Raw genomic sequence first — 17,343 nt, 5'->3', positions numbered from 1 at the left:
TATGTCACAATCTTTAATTGTTGCACTGGATTTTCCAGGTAAGGCAGAGGTAGAACAGTTTTTAAGCCATTTTGAAGGGGAACAATTATTTGTCAAAGTTGGTATGGAACTGTTTTATAAAGAGGGACCTGCCATCATCACATATCTAAAAGAAAAAGGACATCAAATTTTTCTAGATTTGAAACTTCATGATATTCCGAATACAGTAAAAAGTGCAATGCGTAATTTAGCTAGTTTAGAAGTTGACATGGTAAACGTTCATGCTGCTGGGGGAAGCAGTATGATGAAATATGCGCTTGAGGGATTAGAGGAAGGTAAGAAAGAAGGAAAAGAGAGACCGATTTGTATTGCAGTTACACAACTAACAAGCACATCGGAAGAAGTAATGAAAAACGAGATCGGTATTGAGAAAACGTTAGAAGAAGCGGTTGCTCACTATGCGAAATTAACGAAAGAAAGCGGTTTGGACGGCGTTGTTTGTTCAACGCTTGAAGTACCAAAATTACGCGAAGTATGCGGAGACGCTTTTGTAACAGTAACACCGGGGATTCGTCTTGCAAGCGACGATGTAAATGACCAAGTGCGTGTAGCAACGCCAAAACGTGCACGTGAACTAGGCTCTAGTTATATTGTAGTAGGACGTAGCATTACAAAAGCAGAAAATCCGCGTGAGGCGTACAAAATTGTAAAAGAACAGTGGGAGGGTGTAACAGTATGAAAAAACAAATCGCATCTCATTTATTAGATATCGGAGCAGTATTCTTACAACCAAATGATCCATTTACATGGTCTTCTGGTATGAAATCACCAATTTATTGTGATAACCGTTTAACATTATCATACCCAGAAGTACGCGGGGCAATTGCAGCAGGATTAGAAGAATTAATTCAAACGCACTTCGGGGATGTAGAAGTTATTGCTGGTACAGCAACAGCAGGTATTGCACACGCTGCTTGGGTAAGCGATCGTATGAATTTACCAATGTGCTATGTCCGCAGCAAGGCAAAAGGTCATGGTAAAGGAAACCAAATCGAAGGTAAAGCAGAAAAAGGCCAAAAAGTTGTCGTAGTAGAAGATTTAATCTCAACTGGTGGCAGCGCAATCACTTGTGTAGAGGCACTTCGCGAAGCTGGTTGTGAAGTACTAGGAATCGTATCAATCTTCACATACGAACTGGAAGCAGGAAAAGAAAAATTAGCAGCAGCAAACGTAGAATCATATTCTTTAAGCGACTACAGTGCGCTTACTGAAGTAGCAGCAGAAAAAGGTATGATTGGCGAAGCAGAAACAAAGAAACTACAAGAATGGCGCAAAAATCCAGCTGACGAGGCTTGGGTTACAGCATAATGATATAAAAAAACACGACCGTGGGGGGAAACTCGGGCGTGTTTTTTTATAAATACAAATTAAAAATCCTTTTTTTAGGTGGGTGAGAGCGTCTGGCCATGCGTAGAAGCGGTCAGGGCCTTTTTTCTGCCACATGCGAAATTCAAACAAAGAGAGAAAGCGAGCGCAGAAGCTTTGTTTCTGCATAGCCGCAATTTATATGTCAAAAAGTTAAAATGTATTTATATATTCATGGACTAAAGTATCACCCTTTTTCTCAAAATTTAGAGCAAATAGAAAAAAAGTCCACTAATTATTATCTAACATTCTTATTATAAAAAATAAGGTAAGTAATAAAATATGCCAATGCCAATACTTACAGTTGATAAAATAATCGTTCCTAATACAAGAGGATTTAAAGAAAGGCGGAATACTGTAACTGATCCTAAATCTACACCACCGCTATAATATTTATCTGCAATTTTAGTATTATTTCTTTGAATCGTAACGAAATAGGGAATAAGCCAAATGCAACATAATAATAAAATACTTCCCATAACTAAACTTTCTAAGACAGATGCTTTGAACGAAATTGAAAAGCGCCATATCACAAGTAATTCGAATAAGATGGTCATGGCTGTTAAGATTATCTTTCTCCACTTTTCACTAAACTTTTTAAAAATAGTTGCATTAAGAAATTGCTCGGTTTTATCAAATGTAAATGCTAACAAGAAGAGGCAACAAACTAAAATGAGAGTGACTAGAATTTTTAATGATGAGAACATATATTTCCCTTTCCTTTTACGGTTTTATAATAGGTAGTCTAAATGTTTGTACAAGAAAATTTATGTAAGTATATGATTTAGCTCATATAAGTGTTGTATAGTAGGGACACTACATTGTTGTTTTTTATTACCTCGATCTAACCATATTCCGTGCATACCAGCATTTTTACTGCTAAGAGCATCTGTTTCTAATCTGTCTCCGATATAATAGCAATCTTGAACCCGGCACTTTGCTGTCTTACTAGCTGCTTGGAAGATAGCCATATTTGGTTTTGCCACCCCTACCCTACTAGAGGCGATGACTGGATGAAAATAATGTAGGATATGTAAACGACTTAGTTTTTCAATTTGTTGATTGTAATCTCCATTACTAATAATTCCTAATAGATAACCTTTTTGTTTTAAGCTCTTCAATACATCGATTACATCTGCATACACTGTCCAGTTTTCTTTATATGAGGATAAATATAGGTTAAATTTCTGATCAGCTTCTTCGTTCGTTAAATGAATACCGTACTGTTGAAAAAGGTCTTTCATTCGTAATCTTTTTTGCTCTTGAAACGATAACTCATTACATAAAAATAGATTGAAGTATCGTTCTGAGAGTCGATTCCATAGTTTACTAGCTTCGAATTCTTTGCCAGAAAAAACGGAATTATGTTTACGAAAGAAGTCAAGAATACCATTTTTTTCAGCAAGCTCATAATCAAGTAAAGTACCATCAATATCAAAGAAAATCATGAATAGTGCTCCTTTAGTAACATGTAATGATATATATAAATCCAAATTAAAAACCTGACATAAAACCTTTTTCTTTTTAGATGGACGAGAGCGTCTGGCCACTCGTAGAAGCGGTCAGTTCCTGTTTCTTCCACATGCGATATTCAAATAAAGAAGAAAGTAGCAAGTTACCTTTTGCTTTGCATGGCGGCAAATTGTGTGTTGGAAAGTCGATTTGGATTTATATAGTTATTGCTTTTTATCTACTTCTTTTTTTCCCTTTTCAAATAATAGTGTTATATAAGAAACAAGAAATGAAAAAATACTATACATTCCTACCCAAAAGAAAAATGTTCGATTAAATAAGGTTACTGCCAAAATAAGAAAAATCGCAAACGTAATAATAGGCATCACATAATACGTTTTTGTAATCCGTGTACCAATAACAGAAAGAATAAAGATAAGTAATGGACAAACAAATAATACGAATATAAATTCACTCATGCGTTGTCCTCTTTTCTTACAAGTTTGTTATTTTCCTGTTAAGCGTTTTTCTGTACTCGTTTCCTTTCCTTCTAAACGCTTCGTAAATGTATTACGCCAGCTTTCTGATAAAGAATCAACTGCTAATATGCGTTGTATACCTTCAATATTTTGTTTATCGCGGTGCATGATTTCATTTGCGAAGGCTATTGTGATGCGGTGTTTATTTTGTTCTATTAATTTTATTTCATCAGATGGGGAAACAGTTCCTTCTGTTAGTACTCTTACATAAAATCCAGTAAATCCCGTATTTTGAACGAGAAGCGGGAAGTCTTTTCGATCGTAACGATAAGATAGCTTATAGCAAGGTTGCCTTGGCTGCGTTACTTGGACAAGCGCTTCTCCTATTTTATATATATCACCAATGCATACATCTGATTCCAGTAATCCTGTAATTGTTAAATTTTCTCCAAATGCTCCGTATGAAAGTTGTTGTGCTAATTCTTGTTCCCAATATGGATAATGTTCAAAGGCATATACACAAACAGCTTTGTCCTTCCCACCATGGTGCTTTAAATCTGCTTGGCCATCACCTTCAAAGTTCAGTGTTGATAAATATAACGGTCTGTTAATACTTTCTTTAAAAAGACCTGTTTTAATTTCTTTTCCTTGGAACTGTAATTTTTGCGGTGTTCCGATATTGAGGGAAATGATGTGTGGCATAAATATTACTCCTTTCTGTCTTTATATATGGTTTATATTACCATATACAAAGACAGAATTACGAGATTTGTAAAATAATTCATTCATTTCAAAATATTATTTTATATTTATGAATGGGTTATAGTAGAAGGCAGAATTGGTATTTAGAAGTATAAATAACAGGTTTACTCTAATTGGTGGGGCGATATAAAGTAGGGGAAATAATTTCATTCACCGTAATGTAATAAGAACGACATACAGAAAATATAACGAGTAAATGTTATAATAAAGGTAATCCTGAATATGGAAATATGGAGGGGGATTTAATGGCGAAAAAAGTAGGTTTTTACGGTTTAATGGGTAGTCTAATTTTATCTATTATTTTAAATCATCGAATTGCAGGCAATTGGATAAACATTGTTTTTATTACTGGAATTATTTTTGCTTTGCTATACAGGTGGGACGATATTCGAAAATTAAGTAAAAAAAAGAAACTAATTTTTACGATTGAATTTATCATTCTAGTACCTACTGTAGCATTTCTATTAATAGAAGGTCAGAAAAAAATGGCCGATATGTCACTTTTTCAAGAGTGGTTATTTTTAGCGAAATTCATTTATATATTTGTAATTTTAATCGTTTCTGGAATGATTGTTTCCACAGTGAATAGAAAGTTGTTATTACATGACGATACATTTCATGTATAAAAAATATTGCTTTTTTACCTTATTTATTATAGGATAATCATTAAGTAAATAAGATAAGCAATGAATGGAATAAAGTAGTGTATGTTCTCCCTGTTAAAGAGAGCTGGCGGTTGGTGTAAGTCAGTATATAGAACAACATGAATTACGATCCAGGAGCATCTTCTTCGAGCGAATAGTAAGGGGAAGACGGTGAAGAGCCGTTATAGATAATGAAGAGATTGGCATATAAGGTTTGCCAATAATTAGGGTGGTACCGCGAATAAAATCGTCCCTACTGATTAATTTCAGTAGGGATTTTTTGTATTTTCATAACAACTAAATAATAGATAAGCGATGAATGGAATAGAGTAGTGTATGTTCTCCCTGTTAAAGAGAGCTGGCGGTTGGTGTAAGTCAGTACATAGAACAGCATGAATTACAGTCCAGGAGCATCTTCTTCGAGCGAATAGTAAGGGGAAGACGGTGAAGAGCCGTTATAGATAATGAAGAGATTGACATATAAACTTTGTCAATAATTAGGGTGGTACCGCGAATAAAATCGTCCCTACTGATTAATTTCAGTAGGGATTTTTTGCATTTTCATAACAATTAAATAATAGATAAGCGATGAATGGAATAGAGTAGTGTATGTTCTCCCTGTTAAAGAGAGCTGGCGGTTGGTGTAAGTCAGTACATAGAACAACATGAATTACAGTCCAGGAGCATCTTCTTCGAGCGAATAGTAAGGGGAAGACGGTGAAGAGCCGTTATAGATAATGAAGAGATTGGCATATAAAGTTTGTCAATAACTAGGGTGGTACCGCGAATAAAATCGTCCCTACTGATTAATTTCAGTAGGGTTTTTTTGTGTTTTCAAAACAACTAGTAACTACTCAGTCACTCTATGAAAAAAGGTAGAAAAGCATTTTTTTAAATGGGTGAGAGGGCTTGGTCGGGCATAGAAGCGGTCAGGGCTTATTTCTGCCACGTGCAAAGTTTTAAAACAAAGAAAGGCAGCAAGGTGTAGGTTCATTATTAAGTGAAAGTAGTGATGTAAAGGAGGTGAATAGCTATGGAAGATGGCTATTACTATGTAAAATCACTTGCAAAACAACTTGGAAAATTAAGAACAGAAAGAGGAGAACAGAATGAAGAAAGATGGTTTAAAGAAAGAGTTATTACCTAGACATGTGCAATTTTTAGCGTTAGCGGGAATGATTGGTACGGGTATTTTTAAAGGTAGTGGAGATACTTTAGGGATTGCCGGGCCTGGCGTAATTATTTCGTACTTACTTGGTGGATTATTAATGATGATTGTTATGGTGGCTTTAGCTGAAATGGCTGTTGTTTATCCAAATCAAAATGTTCAACATTTAGTTCATAAGGCTTTTGGATTTCACGTATCATTTGTAGTTGGATGGCTATACTGGATTAACTGGACGCTTGTTACAATTGTAGAAATATTAGCTGCAGGATCTTTTTTACAATTTTGGTTTCCAAATGTACCTCTTTGGTTACTAAGTGCTATTTGTGCACTATTAGTTGTGGGGATTAACAGCTTTCAAGTGAAATTTTATGGCGAAATGGAATTTTGGTTTGCTAGTATAAAAATTTTGGCACTTGTATTATTCATCCTTTTAGGAGGAGCAGTCTTATTTGGACTAACGAGTTTTGCTCCATCAACACCAACGGAACATTTACTTGGACATGGGGGATTCTTTCCAAATGGTATAAAAGGAGTATTTAGTGCTTGTTTTATTGTAATGTTTTCGTTCGGAGGATCTGAGTTAATAGGTGTCGCAATTTCTGAGACAAAAGACGTTGAAAAGGTGTTACCTAAAGTGATAAAGGGTGTTGTTTGGCGCGTTATCATATTTTATATCTTACCCATTACAATTATTGCGGGGTTAATACCTTGGAATGAAGTTGCAGGAAATGAAAGTCCATTTATACAAGTAATGAATGCCATTGGTATTCCAGGTGTTGCACACATTATGAATTTTGTTTTATTAACTGCAGTTCTTTCAGCTGCGAATTCAGGAGTTTTTGCTACTTCCAGAACAATGGTTGCGTTAGCTGAAAAAGGAGAAGCACCAAAAATATTGAAACAGACTGCGAAATCAGGTGCACCAATCATTGCAATTTCTTTGAATGGCTTATTACTATTGATAGGGGCAGGCCTAGCATTCTTTGCTCCAAATAGTATTATCGGAACAATGATGACAATTCCAGGGTTTACAATGTTATTGCTTTGGTTAAGTATTTGCTTTGCGCAACTTAAATTACGTCCTAACTATGCAACGATGCCTAATTTTAAAATGAAGTTATTTCCAACTACAACTATTATTGGAATTGTAGGATTGTGTATTATTTTCATAGGCTCAACGTTTAGTAATGGAATTTCAGTCGGAACAGTGGTTTGTTTTACAACTTTAGCAATTTTAATTGGTTTTGCTTTATTTAAAGGACGGAATAGAAAGAAGAAACACAATTAAAGCATATAAGCTAAATTTATGAGCGGAATAATGAAGTATATTATTAAATTTGATAGAGTAGGGACATTCATCTAATAATCATCAGAGCACGCTTTTATTGAATAAGCATGCTCTGTCATGTTTGAAGATAAAAAGTGTAGTCTGGGGCAAAAAAATATATAATTTCATTTACTGAAATAAGAGTTTAATAAAATGAATCAAAGTCATAACAAAAAGCTGTATTACTTCACGTATAAAGTAATACAGCTTTTTTACATATTATTTTACGGATTGAGCCTGTTGCATTTTTTTAATCATGCGAATTTGTCCACGGTGATTTAGTTCGTCTTCAAACACATGAAACCATTTGAAATAATTGTTTGCTGGCTTGCCCTCCCAAAATGGAGTTGTTTTAAATAACCATTCGTTTGGAAGTGATTGAAATGTAGCGATTGTTTTCTCGCGTACTTCTTGTAATGTGTTGATGTAGAAGTCTAGCGGTTGGTTTTTGATTTTCTCCCGTCCAAGATTACCGAGTTCAACACCTGGTAACCAGCGTTCTAGTTCTTCTTCTGTTGGCTCTCTGTCTTCAAAGGTATGAATTTGATAATAAAATTCGATAGCCGCCATGTGATACAGAAGCATACCGATTGAATTTGCATTTTCATCATTTAAGTAATCTAATTCTTCAATTGTTAAATCTTGAACTGCATGTAGTGTTGAGAAGCGTGCATAGTTCATCATCGAAACAAGTTTAGAAAAATCGTCGCTTAATCCGTCAATTTTATCAATTAAAAATAAATTCTCCATTGTAATCCCCCTGTTATGAAATGTAGACTTTTATTTCATTTCTCCAAATAGGAAGAGAATCCTTTTTTATGCATAGGAATAAAGCGGAAAATAATCTTTTAAATTTCAATTTTTGTGGAATCAACTTCCTTTGCCGCTTTTTTGTTGAGCAATAATATGTTCAACTTCTTTTCTAGCGAGGTCAGTAGATGAGAATCTAGTTTATTTTGTGAATAACGAGCTTCGTTATAAGACTGAATGATAAGCACTTCATTGATTGAAATTTCTAGTCTTTTTAAACGAAATAACCAATCTTCTAACGTTTCCCTACGCCTTCGAGAGTACGGATGTTTCAATTGTTTTTCCAATCGAAAAACGATATAACGAAATGGATTTTCAGGTGCCTTGCTTTTTTTATTTTTTGTTCCATTTGTGACTTTACTTGGCATAAATACAGCAGGGAGTATGTTCGTTTCCTTTACTTCTAATCCGTTTTTTCGTTTTACAATACGATAGACGACATAACTCATTAGAAATAAACCTGTTACTCCAATAAGTATATAGGGAAGTTGTGATACGCAGAAAAAGTAAATTTTTCTACTAAAGATATATTCCCTTTGAATAAAAGGATAAAGAAAACACATGAAAAAATAAGCGTATGAAAAATTGTAGTAGAAAATAGAACGTAAATGAATATGAATAAACTGAAAAGGATCACCAATGATACATTCTAAATTCTCAATTCTCAATTTGAAAGCAACCTCGTTTTGTAGTTTTTATTATTGCTATAACGATAGCATAAAAAATATTAATTTGGAATTGTATGAGAATAATGAAGGAGGGAGAAATAGGATTAAATAGCGGTTATATTCATCTAAATATAACCGCTATTTATAAGTAGTAGTTGAGGGATAAAAAACGAAAAACTTCTTTTTAGCCTATAACGATAAGTTCTCTATTCGCATGTGTAATCACTTCATGTCCAGTTTTTGTCACGACAATATCATCTTCAATTCTGCAACCGCCAAAGTTTGGGATATAAATACCTGGTTCTACAGTTACAACCATTCCTTCTTGCAGTGTGTCTGTACTGTCTTTTGATAATCGAAGAGGTTCATGAAGTTCTAATCCAAGTCCATGGCCTGTTGAATGACCGAAATATTCACCGTATCCATGTTCAGTAATGTAATTTCTTGTAATGTCATCGATTGTTTTTGCTGACTCACCTGGGCGAATTGCTGCAGTACCTCGTTTTAAAGCTTCAAGTATAATGTTGTATATTTTTACGAATTCCTCGGAACAACTGCCGATTGCAACAGTACGCGTTATATCAGAGCAATATCCGTTATAAAGTGCACCGAAGTCTAATGTAACAATGTCACCGTCTTCAATGATTTTACTTGTAGCTACTCCGTGCGGGAGAGAAGAGCGAGTGCCGGACGCAACGATAATGTCAAATGATGAAGAGGAAGCCCCTTGTTTTCGCATAAAAAATTCTAATTCATCTCTGACATCACGTTCAGATACGCCAGGTTTTAGGAACGTTATAATATGCTCAAAAGCATCATCCACGATGCGAGCGGCAATTTTAATCATTTCGATTTCGAAGTCTTCTTTTACAGTACGAATCGTCTCGATTATTTCATTTACATGAACAAGTTCGATATTTGTATATTTTTTTAACGCTGTGTATTGCTTTAGCGTCATATTATTTTCTTCTATACCTAGTTTTTTAATTTGTAACCTGTCTATTTGAGCCGCAATTTCTTTTTCCATGTTTCCTTTATGCATAATAATTTCCGCTTCGCGTACTTGCGATTTCGCTTGATCTGTATAACGGAAATCTGTAATAAATACGGCATTTGTAGGAGAGATTAAGACAACTCCAGCAGTGCTTGTAAATCCAGTAGCGTACCTGCGGTTTTCTTTTTTTGTAATAAGTAATCCGTCTATTCCAAATTGATGTAGCTGTTCTTGAATTTTTTTAATTCTTGAATTCATTTTAATTCCTCCCTTTCATCTCCTTATATAAAGCAAGAATAATGCCAACATTTTATCCAGCATGAATGGGGAGTAAAAATCTACTGTGAAAAGAGTTTTATTAAATCTCTGTCAAAAAATATAGACACACAAGATGAGTTTGTGTCTATATTTTTTGATAGAAAAGTAATTGTGTAAAAATGAATGAAATAACTATCTTTTTTGTAAGGGAATATAGAGAATCTTTAAAGTTTCATTAAAATTTTTCAACATGTAGTTCGCTTTCGCTCTTTGTTGTAACCCTTGTGTGTGACAGAAAAAGGTTTTCATGAAAAAGAAGTTGCCCTAAGTTACTACTTTTTTGGACAACTTCTTTTCGTATTTTTAAGCCTTTAATTTCATCACTGTGTCTGCATCCGGTGTTACATATACTGTTTGTTGATTATCATATGTCACAAACCCAAGTTTTGCTCCGCTTGGCTTTTTCACATGACGAATTTTCGTATAATCGACTGGAACTGAGCTCGATTCTTTTGCTTTACTAAAGTAGGCAGCGAGCTTTGCTGCTTCCACTAATGTTTCGTCACTTGGCTCTAATGAACGGATGACTACGTGGGATCCTGGAATGTCCTTCGTATGAAGCCAAATTTCATCCCGGCGTGCAAGTTTATTCGTTAAATAATCGTTTTGTTTGTTATTTTTCCCGACTAAAATCTCTGTTCCATCACTTGAAATGTATTTGTCTAATATAGGTTTAGATGGTTTTTTCTTTACGTTTTTCGCCTTGCGATTCCGCATATATCCTTCTTCGGCTAGTTCTTCGCGAATTTCCTCAATATCTTTAGAAGAAGCAGCTTCCATTTGTTGGAGTAAGCTGTCAAAGTAAATGATTTCTTCGTTTGTTTTTTCGATTTGTTCTTCCACGATTGCGATAGAATTCTTCGCTTTTTGATATTTTTGGAAATAACGCTGTGCATTTTCTGATGGTGTGCGCAGTGGATCTAAAGTAATCTTTACAGTGCCGCTATTTTCATCATAATAATTGATAACTTCAAGTTCTTTGTCGCCTTTTTTCATAGCGTACATATTAGCTGTAAGTAATTCACCAAACAGTTGATATTTATCTGCTTTGCCCGCGTCTTCTAACGTTTTTTGTAATTTAATTAACTTTTTTACATTTTTTGCTTTTTCATTTTGCATAAACCGTTCTAAATCATGGGCCTGTTGCTTTACACGGTCACGCTCCGCTTTTCCAAAGAAGAATCGATCTAGTAATTCACTTATAGATGAGAATGTTTTCTCTTCACCTTTTAAGTGTGCAAGTGGGAATAAATAAAAGAATTCTTTCCCATTTGCTACAATCATGGAAGGTGTATACTGATGTTGTAAGAGCGGTTTTTGTAATGTGAAAAATGCTTCAGATAATGTCTGTTCATTTACCATGCCAGCATTTGCAATTACTTCTTTTGCAAATAATGGGGAGATTCCTGTAAAAGCACCTACGAGTTGTTTATCCATATTTCCTGATAAAAAGTCGAGCGGCCTGATAAATTCTTCTTGCGTTTCAATTTGCATGGGATTGATTTTTTGTTGCGTTGGTGGTGCAACATATTCAGCCCCGGCATATACAGTGCGGTGACGGTTTACCGCTAAAGAAACGTGTTTTAAGCTATCCAAAATGATATTTGTTTTAGAGTCTACTAAAATGATATTGCTATGACGTCCCATAATTTCAATGATTAATGTTTTTAATGATTCATCACCAATTTCATTACGGCTGCGAATGGTAATTTGAATCATTCGTTCTAATTCATTTTGTTCAATTTGTTCAATGAATCCACCTTCTAAATGTTTGCGAAGAAGCATGCAAAACATTGGCGGTAATGCAGGGGAGTCATAGTTTTGTGTTGTTAGATGCATCCGTGCATATGTTGGGTGCGCGGAAAGAAGTAACTTTTGATTTTTTCCGTTTGCCCGAATATGTAATAAAATTTCATATTTTGACGGTTGATATATTTTTGAAATTCTTCCTGTTTGAAGAGAGTTTGAAATTTCATGTGTGATTGCTCTTGTAAATAATCCATCGAATGCCACGTTGAACACTCCTTTCTCACTAAAAGTTAATTATAGCATTTTTTCGGACGAGGCTGAATAAGCTTTCATTAGAGTATGTCTGCAATCAGGAGGTAGCGAGATGAATTGGTATGAACTGCGTGCACATGAAGTAGAAGAACGAACGAATACAAATGTAAAAACAGGATTGACGGAGCAAGAGGTGGAAATTCGGCTGAAAAAACTTGGCCCAAATGAATTGCAAGAAGCAAAGCGGCCTTCTGCACTTGTTGTGTTCTTGGCGCAATTTAAAGATTTTATGGTACTTGTTTTGTTTGGGGCAACGATTATTTCTGCTTTTTTAGGAGAATATGTGGATGCAATTGCGATTGTGGCAATTGTCATTATCAATGGAATTCTTGGCTTTTTTCAAGAGAGAAAAGCAGAAAAATCACTGGAAGCATTAAAAGAACTTGCCGCCCCGCAAGTAACTGTACTTCGAAATGGGAAGTGGCTGAAGATTCCTTCGAAAGGTCTTGTGCTTGGAGATATTATTAAATTTTCAAGCGGGGATCGTATCGGTGCGGATGTACGTCTCATTGAAGCTTCCAGTCTAAACATTGAAGAGTCAGCATTAACTGGAGAATCAGTGCCGGTCCAAAAGAGAATTGATGTTCTGCAAGGCGCGGATGTTTCAATTGGTGATCAAACAAATATGGCATTCATGGGAACAATGATTACGAGGGGATCCGGTATTGGAGTTGTTATTGGAACAGGAATGAATACAGCGATGGGACAAATTGCAAATATGCTGCAAAATGCACAGCAAAATGAAACGCCGTTGCAGAGAAGACTTGAACAGTTAGGCAAAATTTTAATTATTGTTGCATTAATTTTAACGGCACTCGTTGTATTAGTTGGTGTTTATCAAGGAAATGAAATGTACCATATGTTTTTAGCAGGTGTTTCGCTTGCCGTTGCAGCGATTCCTGAAGGATTGCCAGCCATTGTGACAGTAGCACTCTCACTTGGTGTGCAGCGGATGATTAAGAAAAAAGCAATTGTAAGAAAGTTGCCTGCGGTTGAAACTTTAGGATGCGCATCTGTCATTTGTTCAGACAAAACAGGGACAATGACGCAAAATAAAATGATGGTCACACATGTATGGGCGAGTGGTGAAACGTGGAATGTAACGGGGCAAGGCTATGAACCAAAAGGCGAATTTATGAAAGATGATAAGAAAATAAATCCGTCAGCGGTTCGTTCTTTATATCAGCTTCTCACATTTGGGTGCCTATGTAACAACGCAAATATCGTGAAAAAGAAAAAAACATATGTATTAGATGGTGATCCGACAGAAGGCGCACTCGTTGCGGCAGCGATGAAGGCTGGTATTTCAAGAGAAGGAATAAAGGATCAATTTGAAGTCATTCACGAATTTCCATTTGATTCAACGAGGAAAATGATGAGTGTAATTGTTCGTGATAAGGCAGGGAAAAAATTTGTAGTAACAAAGGGAGCACCTGATGTTTTATTACAAATGAGTCAAACTATTTTATGGGGAAATAAACAGCAGCCGTTAACGGAATTGTATCGAAATGAAGTACAAGCGGCGATTCATCATTTAGGAAGTCAAGCACTTCGTACAATGGCAATTGCATTTAAACCATTAAAAATAACAGATCATTTGCAAGGGGAACGAGAAGCAGAACAAGATTTAATGTTTATTGGATTGCAAGGAATGATTGATCCACCAAGACCGGAAGTGAAGCAAGCGGTGCAAGAATGTAAAGATGCAGGTATTAAAACAATTATGATTACAGGAGACCATAAAGTAACAGCGATGGCGATCGCTGAGCAGCTTGGGATTTTACCACATGGCGGTCGTGTTGTAGAGGGAATCGAACTTGCAAACATGTCGGTTGAAGAATTAGAAGGTATTGTTGATGAAACATATGTCTTTGCACGTGTTTCTCCAGAACATAAATTGAAAATTGTGAAGGCGCTGCAAAATAAAGATCATATTGTGGCAATGACCGGCGACGGTGTGAATGATGCGCCTGCTATAAAAGCGGCAGATATTGGTGTGGCGATGGGGGTTACTGGGACGGATGTTGCGAAAGAAGCATCATCTCTTGTGTTATTAGATGACAATTTTGCTACTATAAAAGCGGCAATTAAAGAAGGAAGAAACATTTACGAAAACATTCGTAAATTTATTCGTTATTTACTTGCGTCTAATGTTGGCGAAATTTTAGTTATGCTATTTGCAATGATATTAGCATTGCCATTGCCGCTCGTACCTATTCAAATCTTATGGGTAAATTTGGTGACGGATGGGTTGCCAGCGATGGCGCTCGGACTTGATGCGGCAGAAGGTGATGTGATGCGAAGAAAACCGCGTCATCCAAAAGAAGGGGTATTTGCGAGAGGACTTGCATGGAAGATTGTGAGCCGAGGCTTTTTAATCGGTGCGATGACACTCTTAGCATTTATCATTGCATACAATCAACATCCAAATGAATTAAAGTATGCGCAAACAGTTGCCTTTGCAACACTTGTATTAGCTCAGCTTATTCATGTGTTTGATTGCCGCAGTGAGCATTCTGTCTTTCACCGTAATCCATTTGGGAATATGTACTTAGTAGGAGCGGTCATTCTTTCGATTTTACTCATGCTAGTAGTGATCTATTATCCGCCGTTGCAACCGATTTTTAGTACGATGCCAATTCAAGCGAAAGATTGGCTCTTAATTGTTGGGCTTTCTTCTATTCCAACATTTTTATTAGTAGGATCTTTACTAACTGGGAAGTCAGAAAAGAAGAAAACAATTGTATATAAAAGAGGGGTAAACTTGAAATAGTAAATGACATAAAAGTATGCTATAATTTGAGAAGGTAGTAGAGTAGAGTCTCTATTACCTTTTTCATTGAGTAAGATCATGGCTTGGATGTGATAAAATGATTTCGAGTATGACAGGTTTTGGACGCGCAAAAGTAGAAAGTGATGCGTTTCAAATTACAGTAGAAATGAAGTCGGTCAACCATCGTTTTTTAGAGATGAATATTCGTCTTCCAAAGCAAATGATGGTGTTCGAGGATAAAATCCGCAAGTTAATTGCAGAACAATTAGGCCGCGGACGTATTGAAGTGTCGATTATTGTTGAAGGGGAAGGACTCGTTGAACGGAAATTACGCGTGGATTGGTCCCTTTTAGAGCAATACAAGCTCATTATGGAAGAAGCGAAGGGGAAATTTCAATTACAGGATTCGATTACATTACAGCAGCTTATTGCTATGCCGGAAGTGACAGCAATTGAGGAAGTTGAAAATGTAAATGAAGCGTTTGAACATAGTTTGTATGAAGCAGTTCGCCGCGCAGCTAGTATGTTGAAAACGATGCGTGATGGTGAAGGAGAACGACTGCATAAAGATTTGGAGCATCGTTTACAAGGCATTTACACGTGTGTGCGTTCCATTGTCCCATATGCGCCGTCAGTTATTCAAAAATATCGTGAACGCTTAGAAAACCGTTTGAAAGAATTACATAATCAAGAATTAGAAGAACAGCGATTACTTACAGAGATAGCGGTATTTGCAGACCGCTGTGATATTCATGAAGAATTAGTTCGTTTACAAAGTCATTTAGAACAATTTCAAGAGACGCTGCAAAGTAAAGAGCCAATTGGAAGGAAATTGGATTTCATCGTACAAGAAATGCATCGTGAAATTAATACAATTGGTTCAAAAGCAAATGACTTAACAATTTCAAAATATGTTGTTGAAATGAAAAATAATCTTGAAAAAATTCGTGAACAAGTACAAAATATTGAGTAGCTGTCAATTGTATACGAAGTTATACGAGAGGGAGAAATCGGATAGACTTACTAGGAGGCGCAAATTATGGCCATGCGGTTTTTAAATATTGGATATGGAAATATCGTATCTGCACATCGAATTATTTCCATTGTAAGTCCGGAATCAGCACCGATTAAAAGGTTAGTACAGGAAGCTCGCGAACAAAATGTGCTGCTTGATGCTACCTATGGTCGAAAAACTCGAGCGGTGATTGTTATGGATGATGGACATATTGTGTTAAGTCCAATACAACCGGAAACAATTGCACATCGGTTAAACAATAAAGAAGATTTAAGTGACGAAGGGTAGGTTTAACATATATATGAGAAGTAGAAGAGGGTTGCTCATTGTTCTTTCAGGGCCTTCTGGTGTTGGAAAAGGAACAGTTCGAAAGGAATTGTTCAGTCAAGAAGATACAAATTTACAGTATTCTATTTCTGTAACAACGCGTAAACCGCGTGAAGGAGAAGTAGACGGTGTTGATTATTTCTTTAAACCGAGAGAAGAGTTTGAAGAGATGATTGAAAATAATAAACTGCTTGAATGGGCGGAGTTTGTTGGAAACTATTACGGAACACCAATTGATTATGTAGAGCAAACATTGCAACAAGGGAAAGACGTTTTCTTAGAAATTGAAGTGCAAGGTGCAATTCAAGTAAAGAAAGCTTTTCCGGAAGGTGTATTTATCTTTTTAGCTCCTCCAAGTTTATCGGAACTAAAAAACCGAATTGTGGGCCGTGGCACAGAAACAGAAGAAGTAATTCAAAATCGTTTGACAGTAGCAAAAGAAGAAATCGAAATGATGGATGCTTATGACTACGTAGTAGAAAACGATGAAGTAGAACTTGCTTGCGAACGTATTAATGCAATTGTGATAGGTGAACATTGTCGCCGTGAGCGAGTAGCAAAATATTATAAAGAAATGACGGAGGAAATGTAATATGTTAAACCCATCTATTGATTCATTGTTACAAAAAATTGATTCTAAGTATACGCTAGTAACAGTAGCTGCAAAGCGCGCCCGTGAAATGCAAGAGCATAACGATTGTGGTGTTGAGCGACCAGTATCTCATAAATTTGTAGGCAAAGCATTAGAAGAAATTAATGCGCAAATATTAAACTACGAACCAAGTGAAGATAACAACCAAAAGTAAAGCTTTCTTTTCGACAAATAGAGGCATAGATACTATACTTTTCTATGTAACAGTAACAACCTATTTACAAGTAGGTTGTTATTTTTTTACGATATAGATAAATGAAAGAACAACATAAAAGCTTTCTTATTAGATGGGCGAGAGCATCTGGCCATGCATAGAAGCGGTCAGGGCCTTTTCCTACCACATGCGAGGTTTAAAACAAAGGGAGAAAGCAAGTGGCGGTCATGTTGTATTCTGCATAGCAGCGATCTATATGTCGAAAAATCAAAATGGATTCATGGAGTATATAAAATAACGACAGCTTGTACTTGTATGCTGTGATGATAAGTGAC

The 17,343-nt window shown here is 35.9% G+C and carries 17 protein-coding genes and 3 other annotated features; of the genes, 9 read left to right on the top strand and 8 right to left on the bottom strand.

Annotation, left to right across the window (positions count from 1 at the left end; genetic code table 11):
• Position 1 precedes the first annotated feature (1 nt).
• Together pyrF and pyrE are read left to right on the top strand one after the other, a co-directional pair.
• Positions 2 to 718, top strand: a complete 717-nt coding sequence (gene pyrF / locus H280_RS0100910) for an orotidine-5'-phosphate decarboxylase (protein WP_020059221.1) — start codon at positions 2 to 4, stop codon at positions 716 to 718.
• Positions 715 to 1,347: an orotate phosphoribosyltransferase gene (gene pyrE / locus H280_RS0100905; RefSeq protein ID WP_020059220.1), complete on the top strand. Its 633-nt coding sequence runs from the start codon at positions 715 to 717 to the stop codon at positions 1,345 to 1,347. Before pyrF ends, pyrE begins: the two co-directional genes overlap by 4 nt.
• 311 nt (positions 1,348 to 1,658) lie before the next feature.
• Here pyrE and H280_RS0100900 read toward each other — a convergent pair whose 3' ends face one another.
• From H280_RS0100900 to H280_RS0100885, 4 genes are all read right to left on the bottom strand, one after another.
• A complete protein-coding gene (locus tag H280_RS0100900; RefSeq protein ID WP_020059219.1) occupies positions 1,659 to 2,111 on the bottom strand; it encodes a hypothetical protein in 453 nt (150 codons plus the stop codon).
• A 60-nt stretch (positions 2,112 to 2,171) separates the two neighbouring features.
• Complete coding sequence (locus H280_RS0100895; RefSeq protein WP_020059218.1) at positions 2,172 to 2,852, bottom strand: HAD family hydrolase; 681 nt, start codon at positions 2,850 to 2,852, stop codon at positions 2,172 to 2,174.
• Positions 2,853 to 3,080: 228 nt separating this feature from the next.
• Positions 3,081 to 3,335 carry a YbeF family protein gene (locus H280_RS0100890; RefSeq protein WP_020059217.1) on the bottom strand — a complete coding sequence of 85 codons (255 nt, stop codon included), beginning with the start codon at positions 3,333 to 3,335 and terminating at the stop codon, positions 3,081 to 3,083.
• Positions 3,336 to 3,362: 27 nt separating this feature from the next.
• The gene (locus H280_RS0100885; RefSeq protein ID WP_020059216.1) at positions 3,363 to 4,037 is read right to left on the bottom strand and encodes an MOSC domain-containing protein; all 675 of its coding nucleotides are present in this window, start codon (positions 4,035 to 4,037) and stop codon (positions 3,363 to 3,365) included.
• A gap of 305 nt (positions 4,038 to 4,342) precedes the next feature.
• Here H280_RS0100885 and H280_RS0100880 point away from each other — a divergent pair, with 305 nt between their 5' ends.
• A complete protein-coding gene (locus H280_RS0100880) occupies positions 4,343 to 4,723 on the top strand; it encodes a YoqO family protein (RefSeq protein ID WP_020059215.1) in 381 nt (126 codons plus the stop codon).
• Positions 4,724 to 4,774: 51 nt separating this feature from the next.
• Positions 4,775 to 4,999 (top strand) — a binding site (T-box leader).
• 48 nt (positions 5,000 to 5,047) lie between these two features.
• Positions 5,048 to 5,272, top strand: a binding site (T-box leader).
• Between the two features lie 48 nt (positions 5,273 to 5,320).
• Positions 5,321 to 5,545 (top strand) — a binding site (T-box leader).
• Positions 5,546 to 5,850: 305 nt separating this feature from the next.
• Positions 5,851 to 7,197: an amino acid permease gene (locus tag H280_RS0100870; RefSeq protein WP_020059213.1), complete on the top strand. Its 1,347-nt coding sequence runs from the start codon at positions 5,851 to 5,853 to the stop codon at positions 7,195 to 7,197.
• Between the two features lie 258 nt (positions 7,198 to 7,455).
• Here H280_RS0100870 and H280_RS0100865 read toward each other — a convergent pair whose 3' ends face one another.
• From H280_RS0100865 to H280_RS0100850, 4 genes are all read right to left on the bottom strand, one after another.
• A complete protein-coding gene (locus H280_RS0100865; RefSeq protein ID WP_020059212.1) occupies positions 7,456 to 7,986 on the bottom strand; it encodes a DinB family protein in 531 nt (176 codons plus the stop codon).
• Between the two features lie 98 nt (positions 7,987 to 8,084).
• Positions 8,085 to 8,495, bottom strand: coding sequence for a hypothetical protein (locus H280_RS0100860; RefSeq protein WP_155894954.1), 411 nt, complete (start codon positions 8,493 to 8,495; stop codon positions 8,085 to 8,087).
• 403 nt (positions 8,496 to 8,898) lie between these two features.
• Positions 8,899 to 9,966 (bottom strand): M24 family metallopeptidase, encoded by a 1,068-nt coding sequence (locus tag H280_RS0100855; RefSeq protein WP_020059210.1) that lies wholly within the window; start codon positions 9,964 to 9,966, stop codon positions 8,899 to 8,901.
• Between the two features lie 363 nt (positions 9,967 to 10,329).
• The gene (locus tag H280_RS0100850; RefSeq protein ID WP_020059209.1) at positions 10,330 to 12,039 is read right to left on the bottom strand and encodes an Rqc2 family fibronectin-binding protein; all 1,710 of its coding nucleotides are present in this window, start codon (positions 12,037 to 12,039) and stop codon (positions 10,330 to 10,332) included.
• Positions 12,040 to 12,139: 100 nt separating this feature from the next.
• Between H280_RS0100850 and H280_RS0100845 the strand changes: the two genes are divergently transcribed.
• The 5 genes from H280_RS0100845 to rpoZ all read left to right on the top strand — a co-directional run bounded on the left by H280_RS0100845 (position 12,140) and on the right by rpoZ (position 17,008).
• Entirely contained in the window at positions 12,140 to 14,860 is a 2,721-nt protein-coding gene (locus tag H280_RS0100845; protein ID WP_020059208.1) for a calcium-translocating P-type ATPase, SERCA-type, read from the top strand.
• A gap of 97 nt (positions 14,861 to 14,957) precedes the next feature.
• The gene (locus tag H280_RS0100840; protein WP_020059207.1) at positions 14,958 to 15,833 is read left to right on the top strand and encodes a YicC/YloC family endoribonuclease; all 876 of its coding nucleotides are present in this window, start codon (positions 14,958 to 14,960) and stop codon (positions 15,831 to 15,833) included.
• Between the two features lie 66 nt (positions 15,834 to 15,899).
• On the top strand, positions 15,900 to 16,163 hold the full coding sequence (remA, locus tag H280_RS0100835) for an extracellular matrix/biofilm regulator RemA (RefSeq protein WP_020059206.1): 264 nt from the start codon (positions 15,900 to 15,902) through the stop codon (positions 16,161 to 16,163).
• Between the two features lie 13 nt (positions 16,164 to 16,176).
• Positions 16,177 to 16,794, top strand: coding sequence for a guanylate kinase (gmk, locus tag H280_RS0100830; RefSeq protein WP_028411048.1), 618 nt, complete (start codon positions 16,177 to 16,179; stop codon positions 16,792 to 16,794).
• A 1-nt stretch (position 16,795) separates the two neighbouring features.
• Positions 16,796 to 17,008, top strand: a complete 213-nt coding sequence (gene rpoZ / locus H280_RS0100825; RefSeq protein ID WP_020059204.1) for a DNA-directed RNA polymerase subunit omega — start codon at positions 16,796 to 16,798, stop codon at positions 17,006 to 17,008.
• Positions 17,009 to 17,343 lie beyond the last annotated feature (335 nt).

The sequence above is a fragment of the Bacillus sp. 123MFChir2 genome (genome assembly GCF_000383235.1).
Lineage (GTDB): Bacteria > Bacillota > Bacilli > Bacillales > Bacillaceae_G > Bacillus_A.
This window is presented reverse-complemented; position numbering and strand designations above follow the sequence as displayed.

Coding starts and splice junctions, on each gene's coding strand:
- pyrF (WP_020059221.1), top strand. CDS start 2: ATGTCACAATCTTTAATTGTTGCACTGGATTTTCCAGGTAAGGCAGAG.
- pyrE (WP_020059220.1), top strand. CDS start 715: ATGAAAAAACAAATCGCATCTCATTTATTAGATATCGGAGCAGTATTC.
- H280_RS0100900 (WP_020059219.1), bottom strand. CDS start 2,111: ATGTTCTCATCATTAAAAATTCTAGTCACTCTCATTTTAGTTTGTTGC.
- H280_RS0100895 (WP_020059218.1), bottom strand. CDS start 2,852: ATGATTTTCTTTGATATTGATGGTACTTTACTTGATTATGAGCTTGCT.
- H280_RS0100890 (WP_020059217.1), bottom strand. CDS start 3,335: ATGAGTGAATTTATATTCGTATTATTTGTTTGTCCATTACTTATCTTT.
- H280_RS0100885 (WP_020059216.1), bottom strand. CDS start 4,037: ATGCCACACATCATTTCCCTCAATATCGGAACACCGCAAAAATTACAG.
- H280_RS0100880 (WP_020059215.1), top strand. CDS start 4,343: ATGGCGAAAAAAGTAGGTTTTTACGGTTTAATGGGTAGTCTAATTTTA.
- H280_RS0100870 (WP_020059213.1), top strand. CDS start 5,851: ATGAAGAAAGATGGTTTAAAGAAAGAGTTATTACCTAGACATGTGCAA.
- H280_RS0100865 (WP_020059212.1), bottom strand. CDS start 7,986: ATGGAGAATTTATTTTTAATTGATAAAATTGACGGATTAAGCGACGAT.
- H280_RS0100860 (WP_155894954.1), bottom strand. CDS start 8,495: ATGAGTTATGTCGTCTATCGTATTGTAAAACGAAAAAACGGATTAGAA.
- H280_RS0100855 (WP_020059210.1), bottom strand. CDS start 9,966: ATGAATTCAAGAATTAAAAAAATTCAAGAACAGCTACATCAATTTGGA.
- H280_RS0100845 (WP_020059208.1), top strand. CDS start 12,140: ATGAATTGGTATGAACTGCGTGCACATGAAGTAGAAGAACGAACGAAT.
- H280_RS0100840 (WP_020059207.1), top strand. CDS start 14,958: ATGATTTCGAGTATGACAGGTTTTGGACGCGCAAAAGTAGAAAGTGAT.
- remA (WP_020059206.1), top strand. CDS start 15,900: ATGGCCATGCGGTTTTTAAATATTGGATATGGAAATATCGTATCTGCA.
- gmk (WP_028411048.1), top strand. CDS start 16,177: ATGAGAAGTAGAAGAGGGTTGCTCATTGTTCTTTCAGGGCCTTCTGGT.
- rpoZ (WP_020059204.1), top strand. CDS start 16,796: ATGTTAAACCCATCTATTGATTCATTGTTACAAAAAATTGATTCTAAG.